12 protein-coding genes are annotated in these 13057 nt (G+C 66.8%); 7 read left to right on the plus strand and 5 right to left on the minus strand.

The window, feature by feature from the left end:
• Positions 1-57 precede the first annotated feature (57 nt).
• Genes ACILR9_RS07375 through ACILR9_RS07385 form a run of 3 tightly spaced genes read left to right on the plus strand, consistent with a single transcriptional unit; the run spans position 58 to position 3799 of the window.
• A complete protein-coding gene (locus tag ACILR9_RS07375) occupies positions 58-2781 on the plus strand; it encodes an ABC transporter transmembrane domain-containing protein (protein WP_395709261.1) in 2724 nt (907 codons plus the stop codon).
• Positions 2782-2814: 33 nt separating this feature from the next.
• Positions 2815-3270, plus strand: coding sequence for a cyclic nucleotide-binding domain-containing protein (locus ACILR9_RS07380; RefSeq protein ID WP_395709262.1), 456 nt, complete (start codon positions 2815-2817; stop codon positions 3268-3270).
• Positions 3271-3310: 40 nt separating this feature from the next.
• A complete protein-coding gene (locus tag ACILR9_RS07385) occupies positions 3311-3799 on the plus strand; it encodes a class I SAM-dependent methyltransferase (protein ID WP_395709263.1) in 489 nt (162 codons plus the stop codon).
• A 131-nt stretch (positions 3800-3930) separates the two neighbouring features.
• On the opposite strand, the gene ACILR9_RS07390 is transcribed toward ACILR9_RS07385, so the two are convergent.
• Together ACILR9_RS07390 and ACILR9_RS07395 are read right to left on the minus strand one after the other, a co-directional pair.
• Complete coding sequence (locus ACILR9_RS07390; RefSeq protein ID WP_395709264.1) at positions 3931-4179, minus strand: GlsB/YeaQ/YmgE family stress response membrane protein; 249 nt, start codon at positions 4177-4179, stop codon at positions 3931-3933.
• A gap of 10 nt (positions 4180-4189) precedes the next feature.
• Positions 4190-5011 carry an exodeoxyribonuclease III gene (locus ACILR9_RS07395; protein WP_395709265.1) on the minus strand — a complete coding sequence of 274 codons (822 nt, stop codon included), beginning with the start codon at positions 5009-5011 and terminating at the stop codon, positions 4190-4192.
• Positions 5012-5062: 51 nt separating this feature from the next.
• On the opposite strand from ACILR9_RS07395, the gene ACILR9_RS07400 reads away from it, so the two are divergent.
• From ACILR9_RS07400 to ACILR9_RS07410, 3 genes are all read left to right on the plus strand, one after another.
• Complete coding sequence (locus ACILR9_RS07400) at positions 5063-6001, plus strand: neutral zinc metallopeptidase (RefSeq protein ID WP_395709266.1); 939 nt, start codon at positions 5063-5065, stop codon at positions 5999-6001.
• Positions 6002-6240: 239 nt separating this feature from the next.
• On the plus strand, positions 6241-7683 hold the full coding sequence (locus ACILR9_RS07405; RefSeq protein ID WP_395709267.1) for a thioredoxin family protein: 1443 nt from the start codon (positions 6241-6243) through the stop codon (positions 7681-7683).
• A 28-nt stretch (positions 7684-7711) separates the two neighbouring features.
• Positions 7712-8236, plus strand: a complete 525-nt coding sequence (locus tag ACILR9_RS07410) for a UGSC family (seleno)protein (protein ID WP_395709268.1) — start codon at positions 7712-7714, stop codon at positions 8234-8236.
• Positions 8237-8275: 39 nt separating this feature from the next.
• Here the strand turns inward: ACILR9_RS07410 and ACILR9_RS07415 are convergent, their stop codons facing one another.
• The 3 genes from ACILR9_RS07415 to ACILR9_RS07425 form a co-directional block, all read right to left on the minus strand.
• Positions 8276-8497 (minus strand): hypothetical protein, encoded by a 222-nt coding sequence (locus ACILR9_RS07415; protein WP_395709269.1) that lies wholly within the window; start codon positions 8495-8497, stop codon positions 8276-8278.
• Positions 8498-8753: 256 nt separating this feature from the next.
• On the minus strand, positions 8754-9791 hold the full coding sequence (locus tag ACILR9_RS07420) for an alpha/beta fold hydrolase (RefSeq protein WP_395709270.1): 1038 nt from the start codon (positions 9789-9791) through the stop codon (positions 8754-8756).
• Positions 9772-12189 (minus strand): DUF3772 domain-containing protein, encoded by a 2418-nt coding sequence (locus ACILR9_RS07425; RefSeq protein WP_395709271.1) that lies wholly within the window; start codon positions 12187-12189, stop codon positions 9772-9774. Before ACILR9_RS07425 ends, ACILR9_RS07420 begins: the two co-directional genes overlap by 20 nt.
• Positions 12190-12410: 221 nt before the next feature.
• Between ACILR9_RS07425 and ACILR9_RS07430 the strand changes: the two genes are divergently transcribed.
• Positions 12411-13057 (plus strand): Ldh family oxidoreductase (locus tag ACILR9_RS07430; RefSeq protein ID WP_395709272.1); only part of this gene is annotated, 647 nt, incomplete at its 3' end.

Here is a 13057-nt window from a genome sequence, read left to right on the forward strand (position 1 = left end):
TCAAGGCACTGATAGAATATAGGTTAAGTGGGGACGGCTCCGGCAACGCGGATTCCGATGCAGCGAAATCTGTTCACATACATCTGGCGGCACAGCAGGCCCGAGCAGGTCGTCATCCTGGCCTTGGTCGTCCTGGCACAGATTTTCTATTTCATGTCGCTCACCGTGCCGAAGTCGGTCATCAATAACGGCATCCAGGGCAACGCATTCAAGAACTCCAAGACGATCCCGTTCCTGGTCTGGGAGTTCGATCTGTCGGCCATCCTGCCGGGCAAGGTGGTTCGCCTGTTCGACGGCTTCCAGGTCGACCAGCTTCAGTACCTGGTCGTCATGAGCTTCGTCTTCCTGGGCGCGGTCATCGTCAACGGCCAGTTCAAGAAGGTCATCAATACCCAGAAGGGCCGCATGGGCGAGCGCATGCTGCGCCGTCTGCGCTACGAGCTCTACGATCGCATCCTGCGCTTCCCAGCCGCCCACTTCCGCAAGGTCAAGCAGGCCGAGCTCGCCACCATGATCAAGGACGAGGTCGAGCCGCTTGGCGGCTTCATCGGCGACGCGTTCGTGCAGCCGATGTTCTTGGGCGGCCAGGCGCTGACCGCGATCATCTTCATCGTCCTGCAGAACTGGCTGCTCGGCATCGTCGTCGTGGTGCTGCTGGGCGTGCAGATGGTCATCATCCCGCGGCTGCGCAAACCGGTCCTGGTGCTGGGCCGGCAGCGCCAGATCTCGGCGCGCCAGCTGGCCGGCCGCATCGCCGAAACCGCCGACGGCTACAGCGAGATCCACGTCCACGGCGCGGCCAACTTCGAGCGGGCCGACATCTCCGACCGGCTCGGCCGCATCTTCAAGATCCGGTTCGATCTCTACCAGAAGAAGTTTGTCGCCAAGTTCTGGAACAATATCCTGTCCCAGGCGACGCCCTTCGCCATCTACCTGATCGGCGGCTATTTCGCGATCACCGGCCAGATGGACGTCGGCGCCGTGGTCGGCGTGCTGCTCGCCTACAAGGATCTCCCCTCGCCGATCAAGGAGCTGATCGACTGGGACCAGCAGCGCCAGGATGTGCAGATCAAGTACGAGCAGGTGATCGACCAGTTCCAGCCCGAGGGCATGATGCCCGAGGAGCTGCAGGCGATCCCCGACGGTCCGCCGCCGCCCCTCGGCCGCGAGCTGGCCCTCGCCGGCGTCACCGTGTCGGAGGATGGGCGCGTGAAGCAGCTCGACAGCGTTTCCCTCGTCGTGCCGACCTGCGGCAGGATGGCGGTGATCGGCCAGTCGAGCTCGGGCAAGGACGTCCTGGGCCAGGTGCTGGCCCGCGTCATGCTGCCCAGTGCCGGCTCGATCAAGATCGACGGCAACGACTTCTTCCGCATCCCCGAGTACGTGCTGGGCTCGCGCACCTCGTATATCGGCCAGGAAACCTACCTGTTCCCGCTGTCGGTGCGCGACAACCTGCTGTTCGGGCTCAAGAACCGGCCGGTGACGCCGGCCACCTACGACGACGCATCGCGCGCCTTGCGCGAGGCTTTCTGGAAGGAATCGGTGCGCGCCGGCAATCCCGCGCTCGACCCCAATGCCGACTGGATCGACTACGAGCTGGCCGGCGCTACCGGCCCGTCCGACCTGCTGCCGTGCATGGTCGAGGCGCTGAAGCAGGTCGAGCTCGACGAGGACATCTATTCGTACGGCCTGCGCGGGACGATCGATGCCGCTCAGCGCCCCGACCTTGCCGAGAAGATCCTCAAGGCCCGCCATGCCATGCACGGCCGGCTGCAGCAGGACGAGACCTATGCCGGGCTGGTCGAGACCTTCCGGGGCGACCGCTACAACCGGAACCTGTCGGTGGCGGAAAACCTGCTATTCGGCACGCCGCTCGGCAAGACCTTCGACGGCGACAACATCGCCGCCGACCCCTATGTCGAGTCGGTCCTGCAGGCGAACGGTCTGGTCCGGGATTTGCAGCGCATGGGCCTCGCCATCGCCGAGACCATGGTCGAGCTGTTCTCCGACCTCTCGCCCGACAACCCCTTGTTCGAGCAGTACAGTTTCATCTCCGCCGACGAGCTGCCCAATGTCCGTTTGCTGCTGCAGCGGCTCGGCGGCAAGGGCATCGAGGCGGTGCCCGAGAGCGACGGGCGGCGTCTCATGACCCTGCCGTTCCGCTATATCGAGGCGCGCCATCGCCTCGGCCTGATCGACGCGGCGATGGAGGACCGGCTGCTGGCAGCGCGGCGGGCGTTCGAGGAAGGCCTGCCGGCCAGCCTCCGGGAAGCCGTCGAGTTCTACGACTTCGACCGCTACAACAGCGCCGCTACCCTGCAGGACAACATCCTCTTCGGGCGCCTGGTCTACGGCCAGGCCCAGGCGGAGGCGCGGATCGGCACCCTGATCTCGGAAGTGCTGGCCGAGCTCGATTTGCGCAATTCGGTGATCGAGGTCGGCCTGGAGTACAATGTCGGCGTCGGCGGCAAGCGCCTGACGGCGACGCAGCGCCAAAAGCTCGGCATCGCCCGCGCGCTCATCAAGCGGCCACAATTGCTGATCGTAAATGAGGCGGTTGCGTCATTCGATGGTCGCACGCAGGATCGAATTCGGGACAATATTCTGGCGTCAGCGACGATGGGCGACCGCGGCGTGGTGTGGATCGCCAACCGGCCGACCCAGGCCGAACCGTTCGAGCAGATCGTCGTTATGCAAAATGGCAGGATCGCCGCCCAGGGGCCGCCCGCCGATCTGGCCGAACGGGGCGGATTGTATGCCGAGCTGATGGCGTCGGCCTGATGGCGTCGGCTCGAGGATGATCAGGAGAACACGATGAACCTCAATGAGGAAGTCGAACTGCTAAAGCGTGTACCGATCCTGTCCAAGATCGAGCCGGCCAAGCTGAAGCTGCTGGCCTTCACCAGCGAGCGCGTGAACTACGCCGAGGGCCAGGAAATCTGCCATCAGGGCGATCCCGGCGATGCCATGTTCGTGATCCTGGGTGGTGTGGCCGACGTGCTGATCAACTCCGACAAGGGCCAGATCCGCGTTGCCGAAATGACGAAGAACGACTTCTTTGGCGAGATCGCCATCCTGTGCGACGTGCCGCGCACCGCCACCATCAAGGCGCGTGAGCCGCTCAGCACGCTGAAGATTTCCAAGGACACGTTCTATCGCCTGGTGGCGGAGGTGCCACAGATGGCGATCGAGGTCATGCGCGAGCTCGCCCATCGCGTGGAGGACACCAACAAGAAGCTGCGCGAGGCGACGGCGAGGCAGGCAGCCTGACGGATCGCCGCCTGACGCCACGCCAATCGACCGTTCCAGAATGAGCCGGCTCGACAGCTTCATCGCGCGCATGCAGGCGCAGCGCGACTGCCTCAATTACCTGAAACCTGAGGTCGACGCGCTGCCGGGCCCGATCCTGGAGGTCGGCCTGGGTAACGGCCGCACCTACGACCATCTGCGCGATCTCTTCCCGGGCCGCGACATCTTCGTGTTCGAGCGCAAGGTGGCGGCCCATCCCGACTGCGTTCCGGCCGACAGCCACCTCTTCCTGGGCGACGCCCGCAAGTCGATCCCCGAAGCGGCCAGGCAGCTCGGCGCGCATGCCGCGCTGATTCACACCGATCTCGGCACGGGCGATCATGCGGCTAACATGGCAATGGGCAAATGGCTCGGCCCGGCGCTCGATACGCTGGCCGCCTCGGGCGGCTACATCCTGGCCAACCAGCCACTCGAGGTGGCGCGCTGGCGCCGTCTGCCCGCGCCGCCGGGCGTCCCGCCCGACCGTTATTTTCTCTATCGGGTCGGGTAACGGATCGCCGGCGCTTCTCGTGTCATCCTGAGCGCAGCGAAGGATCTCATCGCCAGAAGTTTTCAAAGTGCGTGTTAGCCAGGGCGATGAGGTCCTTCACTACGTTCAGGACGACGGAAACCTCGAAGATCTTAGCCGCGCGAGAAAAGCCGGAGCAGAACCAGCAGCACGATCGCGCCGATGACGGAGCCGATGAAGCCGGCTGCCTCGCCGGGTTGATAGAGGTGGAGCGCCTGGCCGCCGTAGGTCGCGATCACGGCGCCGACGATGCCGATCACGATCGTGACGATGATGCCGCGCGGATTGGGACCCGGCGTGATGACGCGGGCGAGCAGGCCCACCACCAGACCGATGATCAGGACGCCAAGGATCGTCGTCATATCTGTCTCCTCATACCTCGAACGTTGCCATCACCGGCACGTGGTCCGATGCCTTTTCCCAGTCGCGCGTATTGACCTCGATGCGATGGCCGGAGATCGCGCCCGCCAAGGCCGGAGAGGCAAGGATGTGGTCGAGCCGGCGTCCGCGATTGGAGGCGCGCCAGTCGTTGTTGCGGTAGCTCCACCACGAATAGAGCTTCTGGTCGGCCGGCACGAAGCGGCGCGGCACGTCGATCCAGTCTAGCGAGGCCATCAGGCCGCCGAACAGCTCGACCTCGATCGGCGTATGCGACACCACGGTGAGGAGCTGCCTGTGGTTCCACACATCGTGCTCAAGCGGCGCCACGTTGAGGTCGCCGACGGCGATTCGTCGTGAGCCCTTGGCCGCCGCCGAGGCCGGCTTGCGGTCGGCGAACCAGTGCGCCATCTCGCGGTAGAAATCGAGCTTGTGGGCGAACTTGTCGTTCCGGTCGGGGTCGGGCAGGTCGCCGCCCGCCGGGATGTAGAGATTGTCGAGCAGGATCGGATCGCCGCCGACATCGAGGGCGACCTCGATGTGCCGGCAATCCTCCTTGCCGCAGCGGTGATGGATGTGGTTCGCGGTGAACGGGACCTTGGAAAGGATCGCCACGCCATTGTAAGACTTCATGCCCTGGACCAGCCGATGCTTGTATCCCAGCCTTTCGAATGCCAAGTGCGGGAAATGCTCGTCCGGGCACTTGGTTTCCTGCAGGCAGAGAACATCCGGCCGGCGCAGCTTCAGATAGCGTCTGACGTTGTCGATCCTGAGACGGACCGAGTTGATGTTCCAGGTGGCGATGGAGAGAGTCATCGCCGGGCACTATAGACGATCCGGGCACGATCTCGATCTGGGAGAGCTGCGATGCAGATGGATGGCGAGGAAAGCAGCAATATCGAGGATCGCCGCGGCGACGGCGGCTATGCCGGAGGCGGCTTCGGTGGCGGTGGCTTCGGTGGAATTCCGATGGGCGGCGGTGGCGGCGGCCTGTTCAAGGGCGGCTTCGGGGTCATCGCCTTCATCGTCATCGCCCTGATCTTCGGCGCCGACCCGATGGCGCTGCTCGGCGGCGGCGGATCGAGCTCGAACCATGCGCCGACCCAAGAGCAATCCGCCAACCGGACGACGCGTCCGCCGGCCCAGTCCTCGCCGGGCGATCCCGAGGCGCAGTTCGTGTCGCGCGTCCTGAAGAGCACGGAAGATGTCTGGACCGGGCTGTTCCGCGACATGGGCCGGCGCTACGTCGATCCCAAGCTGGTGCTCTATCGCGATGCCACGCAGACCGCGTGCGGCGCCGGCCAGGCCGCCATGGGGCCGTTCTATTGCCCGGCCGACCAGCGCGTCTATCTCGATCTCTCGTTCTTCGACGACCTGGCGCGCCGCTTCCATGCGCCGGGCCAGTTCCCGCAGGCCTACGTCATCGCCCACGAGATCGGCCACCATGTGCAGAACCTGCTCGGCATCTCGGGCAAGGTCGAGAACATGCGTCAGAGCATGAGCAAGCGCGACGGCAATGCGCTGTCGGTGCGCACCGAGCTGCAGGCGGACTGCTTCGCCGGCGTGTGGGCCCACCATGCCGACCGGGCGCGCTCCGGCAAGATGATCGACGACCGCGACGTCGACCAGGCGCTGGCTGCCGCGGCAGCGATCGGCGATGACCGCCTGCAGCAGCAGGCGCGCGGCCGCGTCGTGCCCGACAGCTTCACCCACGGCTCGAGCGAGCAGCGCAAGCGCTGGTTCATGATCGGCCTCGACAGCGGCGATCCCAACAAGTGCGACACGTTCAGGGCGCAGCGGCTTTAGGGATCACCTGCCGGGATCGCGCCACCCACCCACCTCATGCTGAGGAGCGCGCGTAGCGAGCGTCTCGAAGCATGGGGCAACACGCACCTTCGCTGATCCTCATCCTTCGAGACGCCACGCTACGCGCGGCTCCTCAGGATGAGGTGTATTGGTTGGGGCTGCGTGAACGATGTCCGTCGATTGCATCCCCTGGTCGCCCGGCGATATCGTCCGTCGCCTGAAAGCGAGAGGAGCCGCCCATGCCTGACGGTCTGCCCAACGACGGCCTGGTGATCGTCGCCAAGCGCGATTGCCCGACCTGCGTGCTGGTCGAGCCGGTGATGCAGAGCCTCGATCGCGCCGGCGCCCTGGCGGTGGTGAGCCAGGACGATCCGGGCTTTCCCGCCGGCGTGCGCGCCGTGATCGACGATCGCGCGCTCGAGCGCTCGTTCCGGCTCGATGTCGAATCGGTGCCGACCCTGATCCGCTTCGCCGGCGGCCGCGAGGTCGAGCGCACCGTGGGCTGGGACCGCGCCGAATGGGTGCGTGTCGCCGGTGCCGCTGCCGCCGGCGACGGCCTGCCGGCGTGGCAGCCGGGCTGCGGCTCGCGCAGCGTCGAGCCCGGCGTGCGCGAGACGCTGATCGCGCGCTACGGCGATCCAGGGCTCAAGTCGCGGGCGATCGCGGTCGGCAACTGGGACGATCCGATGGAAGCCTGCTTCGAGCGCGGCTGGAGCGACGGGTTGCCGGTGGTGCCGCCGACCGACGAGCGCATCCTGCGCATGCTGGGCGGCACCGAGCGCAGGCCCGACGAGGTGGTCGGCCTGATCCCGCCCAATCTCGCGCCGTGCACGGTCGAGAAAGTCGCTATCAACGCCGTGATGGCGGGCTGCAAGCCGGAATACATGCCGGTGGTGCTGGGCGTGCTGGAGGCGGCGCTCGACCCGCTGTTCGTTCTGCACGGCCTGCTCTGCACGACGCATTTCTCCGGTCCGCTGGTGATCATCAACGGCCCGATCGCGCGCGCCATCGGCATGAACAGCGGCACCAATGCGCTGGGCCAGGGCAACCGCGCCAACGCCACCATCGGCCGCGCCCTGCAGCTCATCGTCCGCAATGTCGGCGGCGGCCTGCCCGGCGCCATCGATCGAGCGACGCTCGGCAATCCCGGCAAGTACACCTTCTGCTTCGCCGAGGACGAGTCCGATCCGGCGTGGGAGTCGCTGTCGGTGCGCCGCGGCATCGCGCCCGGCAAGAACGCCGTCACCCTGTTCCACGGCGAGGGCGTCAACGGCTTCATCGACCAGAAATCGCGCACCCCGGAAGAGCTGGTGCGCTCGCTGGCCATGGGCCTGTTCGGCGTCGGCCATCCCAAGCTGTGCGGCGCCGGCAACGCCGTGCTCGTGCTGTCGCCCGAGCATTACCTGATCTTCAAGGACGCCGGCTGGGATCGCCGGCGCATCGAGGACGCGTTGTTCCAGGCGCTGAAGCGGCCGGGCCGCGACGTGATCCGTGGCGCCCATGACGTCCCCGAGGGCATGCCGCCGTCGATGGCCGACAGGATGGTCGACAAATTCCAGCCCGACGGCCTTCTGATCGTTCGCGCCGGCGGCGCAGCCGGGCTATTCTCGGCCATCATCGGCGGCTGGCCCGGGCAGTCGGTTCGCGACGAATGCCAAGCCGTGACGCACGAGATCCGCTAGGGAGTTGTCGACGGCAGGATTGAAGCTCTTGGCGGGGGCGCGCCACTCCAGTGGCGCGCCCGCCGAGACCTCGCCGACGCGTCGCGCCCGGCTGGCGCCGCCTCCGTCACTCGATGGTCGCAGTGTTGCCCTGATGGACATCGGCAAAGCGCGCGGCGCCGAGTTCATCGATCGCCTCGAGGGCCATTTCAAGAAGGCCGGCATCGCCACCCGGCGCTATCGCAAGCCGACCAACACCAAGGTGGCGCCGACCGAGCTGTTGCAGAAGATTGCGGCGGAGAACCAGCTCGCGGTGATCGCCTTAAGCGATTGAGGATCCTGCACATCGTGCAGTCTGCACGACCTCAATAGCCTCGACGGCCGCGGCCTGCCCGGCGTCAACATCGTCACTACCGGCTTCGTCGAAGGCGTCGAAGCGCAAAGCGACTCGCTGGGCTTCGAGCCGGCCGTCGTCTACGTCCCGCATCCGATCCAGAACCGCACCAAGGCCGAGATCGAGGCAATCGCCGACCAGGCGTTCGACAAGGTCGTGGCGATGCTGCGCAGTCAGTAGGTTGGCGGCAGGCCGCCGTCGTATCGGCAGCGGCCTGCGTCATCGCCCCGGGAAGGACGTGGCTGCCGCCTGAAGCATCAGGCCACTTGTCAGCAGCGCGGCAGCCGGGGCGACGCAGAGCGCGGCAAACAACCAGCAACCGGCACTGATCACCTGGGCCGGCGTCGTCGCCGTGGCGAAGCCCGCGGCATTCACGATGACCATCGGGCCGAGGGCCATCGCCCGATGGGCCGCTGCTACGCTGGCCGACGCCGTCGGCAATGATTGCGCTCGGTCGCTCGCCGCTGGTCGATGCCGAGCTTGCCGCCGGCAGACTGGTCCGTCCGTTCGGCAAGAAGCTGGTCATGGCCGCGCCGCGCGTGCTCACCCTGGCGTGGGCTCCCGGGCACGCGTCGGATCAACGGTTTAACGAAGTAAGTGCTCCAATTGTGACGACACTTCTGTCATCCCGAAGTCAGGCGCTTGCGAAGCAAGCACCCGTAAGCGAGGGACCTTTCGCTGCCTTCGGATTTGCTCCTCAATCCCTCTCCGGCACCACCGCCGGATGGACCGTGGGATCGACTGGCCCCGGATCGGGTTGCGGCGGCCGCGGTGGGATCGGCTGCAGGAACTCCGCGACCGCGGCAGCCGTGGCGGCCGGATCCTCCTCCATCGGGTTGTGGCCGAGGTTATCGAAGACCACCAGCTTGGCGCCCTTGATGTCGCTTAGGAAGCGGCGAGCGTCGACCAGTGGCACCCAGCGATCCTTGCCACCCCACAAGATCAGAGTTGGCACGGTGAGGCGCTTGAGCGGTGTCGGGTCGAGCGGCGGCTGGGTGCGGGCGCGCAGCACCGTGGCCTCGCGATTGCCGGGGAAGCGCTGCAGCTCGGCGTAGCGCGTCACGCGCTCGGGTGTCACCATCGCCGGATCGGCGTAGGCCTCGGTGAGCGAACGCCGCACCAGCCTCACGGGCTTGAAGTAGATGCCGATGTCGCCGATCACGGGCAGGCGCGCGAGCCGCGTCGGCAACGGCGCTTCGGCGACGCGCGGATAGCCGGCCGCGTCGACCAGCACCAGCTGGCTCACCCGGTCGGGCCGCGTGGCGGCGAAGCTCCAGGCCACGGCGCCGCCCATCGAATGGCCGACCAGCACGAAGCGATCGAGGTTCAACGTGTCGACCAGCACCTCGACGAAATCGGCATAGGCCTCGATCGTATATTCCTCGCGCGGCCATATGCCGGTGAGGCCGTGGCCGGGCAGGTCGACGGTGATCAGGCGGGCCTTGTCGCCGAGCGCGTGCACCCAGCCTTCCCACATATGCAGCGAGCCCATCGAGCCGTGGATCAGCACCATCGGAATGCCGTCGCGGTTGCCCTGATCGCGGACATGGGCGTTGACGCCGCCGATATCGATGAAGCGCGACTCGTCGTTGCCGTAGCGCGCGATCAGCAGCTCGGGCGGCAACGAAGGCGAGTAGGCCCACAGGGCGACTCCTGCCAGGATGGACGCGGCAAGCAGCAGGATGATCGGCCAGCGTCGGCGCGACGCTGCGTCCTCAGGACGGCGCCCGGGCATGGCCGTCCTCATGGCCGGGGGCGACCGTTCTGAGATAGGGTTCGATGCCGCGCAGCCTGAGCTCCGGCACAGGTGACGGGTCGATGATCTTGAGCTCGATCAGGCGCGCCAGGATGGCCTTGTTGAGATCGTTGCTGACGACCAGGCGATGCTCGAGCCGGGCGACGAACACGAACAACTCGAAATCGAGACCGGCCGGATCGACCTTCACGAAGCGCACGATCGGCGCCGGCACGCGAAGCACGTTGGGATGGCCGAGCGCGGCCTCGCGCAGCATGCCTTCCATCATGGCGACGTCGGTGCCGAGGCCGACGGTGAGCTTGATCTCGATGCGGCTCGACGTGTCGGCATAGGTCCGGTTCACGACGGGGTTCTGCAGGAACATGCTGTTGGGCACGATCACGTGCGTGCGCTGGAAGGTCTCGATCTCGGTGGCGCGGATGTTGATGCGGCGCACGAACCCTTCGTGGCCGGATACCACCACCCAGTCGCCTGCCTTGATCGGTCGCTCGACCAGCAGGATGACGCCGGAGATGACGTTGTTGGCGATGTTCTGCAGGCCGAGGCCGATACCGACCGACAGCGCGCCCAGCACGATCGCGAGATTGGTGAAGTCGATGCCGAGGGCGCCGACGCCGATCAGCAGCGCCACCGCCACGCCGAGATAGTTCAGCCCGGCATCGATCGACTGGCGCAGCGGCAGGGGTGCATCGACGGTGGGCAGCACGCGTTCGCGCACCACGCTGCGCAGCAGTCGGGCCAAGGCGATGCAGACGCCGAAGGCGATGATGGAGATGCCGATATTGCTCAGGGAGATGGTGATGCCGCCGACCTTGACGCCGTGCAGCAGCCTGCTGATGCCGTCCATGACGGCGTCGGTGTCGACACCCCAGGCCGTCGGGATGCCGACGGACAGCAGCAGCACGAGGATCAGGTCGAACAGGAGGATGACGATGTGCTGGCCGCGCAGCGTGGCATCGGCCGGCAGGCCGAGGCGATGGCGCACCCATTGGCCGGGTCTCGTATCGGCCGCCGCCGCCGACTCGAGCAGCGCACTGACCACGCGATGCAGCAGCACGGCGACGGTGATCAGCAGGGCGGTCGTATAGACGGCATTGTGCAGATGTGCCGCCAGCGTGACGAAGCCGAGCAGGGCCAGGACGATCGGCAGCAGCACGAGAATGCTGAGCACCAGACGGGCGATCGACCACCAGGTCCCGCCGATCATGCCCGGCAGCTCGGACCCCTCCGGACGCGCGGCGTGCCAGGCACGCGTGGACAGGGCCGGCATGGTGAAGACTGCGACCAGTGTCGCCAGCACCAGCGCGCCGACCGATGTCAGGGCGTCGAAGTTCTCGCTGCTGCGTGCCAGCGCGACATAGAGGAAGTCGGCGCTGAGGACGACCGCGAAGAGTCGCCGCAGGGAGTTCGACAGCACGTGCGCGCTGTCATCGGTGAACGGCAGCACCCGCCATGCCGGCCGCGCCGGCGCGAGCGCCGCGGCGGTGAGGCCGATCACCAGCAGGAAGGCGATTGCATCGGTCGTGAGCTGGGTCACCAGGAAATCGATCGGCGGCGGTGGCGACGTCGCGAGCATCACCCGGCCGATCAGCCAGACAGCCAGCATCGGCACCAGCACGAGCCCGACGCCGTCGATCGCGGCAACGACGGTGCGATCGCGCTCACCGACTTCCTGCGCCTCGCCTTTCCCGTAGCGATTCCGCAGCATGCGGCCGAGCCACCACAGGCCGACCATGAGGGCGGCCCAGGCGGTCAAGGCGACGAGGCTGTGGTTTTCTATCTGCAGGCCGGTCGCTACCTGCTTCATCCAGGTCGCGAATGCGCCCGCCAGCACGTCGACAGCGCCGACGAGCTGCGGCCCGAGCTTGCTCCATGTCTGGGCCGTGAGCGGCGAGGCGTCGCGGCGCAACAGGGTCTGCAGCATCACCTCGGCACGCTTCTTGGTCAGGCGCTCGTGCAGCTGGTCGGCTCGGGCGATGATGACCTCACACTGCTTGATGCGGCTCTCGCTGACGGAGGCCTGGTCGGTCAGCCTTTGGCGGTCCGCCTTGACGGCATCGGTCTCCGGGACGGCGTCGGGCGCCGGCTTGGCCTCGAGCGGGGCCAGCAGCTTGCGCGTATCGGCCAATTCGTTGCGCGCCAGGTTGGCGGCCGCCGTGGCCGCCGCCCGGACATCGATCACCTGCTCGCGCAAGCCGTCGATCTCGACCGGCAGCAGGCCGGTTTGGTCGGCGCGCCCTCCGATACGGTCGAGCTGGCGCGTCCACAGGTCGATCAGCTGGCTGAACGGCCGCTGCGGCTGGCCGCTATCCTGGGCGAGCGCGGCGCCGGCGGCGAGCAGCAGGACGAGGCAGGCCAGACGGAGAACGTGGGTCATCTATGCTCTGGTCATCCTGGACGAGGCGCGATCATCTCCTCCCACTGCGTGGGGGAGGCGAAGAAAATACCATGCTGGCCCACTGGCGGGCTATCGACCGCCCGATCTCGCCGTGCACCACGGCCCAACCGAGGCTGGATTCTGCGACCTTTTGGCCTCGGTTGACAGCGCGCTGCCCCTGCGGAACGGTGCGCCCCGCAAACGATCCGGGAGATTGCAGGATGGCTGACGGGGTGAGTTCGGTGGGCGAGGTGCGGGTAATGCCCGATCGGCTGCATGCCTTCACCATGGCGATCTGCCGGGCCGACGGCAGCTCGGCCGAGGAGGCCCGGCTGGTCGCCGACCACCTGGTGCTGGCCAACCTGTACGGCCATGACAGCCACGGCGTCGGCATGATGCCGGCCTACATCCAGAACACCACGACCGGGAACTGCACCCGTAACCATCATGCAAGAATTTCGCGCGACAATGGCGCGGTGATCGTGATCGACGGCGGGGCCGGCTATGGCCAGGTCATCGCCAAGGAGGCGATGGATATCGGCATCGACCGCGCCCGCAAGCACGGCGTCTGTGTCCTCGGTCTCACCAATTCGCACCATATCGGGCGGATCGGCCATTGGGGCGAGCAATGCGCCCGCGCCGGCATGGTGAGCACGCACTGGGTGAACGTGCACGGCCACAAGTCGCTGGTGGCCCCGTTCGGCGGCGCCGAGCCGCGCTTCACCACCAACCCCTACTGCACGGCCGTGCCACGCAAGGGCAAGGAGCCGATCGTGCTCGATTTCGCCACCAGCCAGGTGGCGGCGGGCAAGGTTCGCGTCGCCAACAACAAGAAGGTCCAGATGGACGAAGGCCTGCTGATCGATGC

The organism is Reyranella sp. (assembly GCF_044224635.1).
In the GTDB taxonomy this organism is placed as follows: domain Bacteria; phylum Pseudomonadota; class Alphaproteobacteria; order Reyranellales; family Reyranellaceae; genus Reyranella.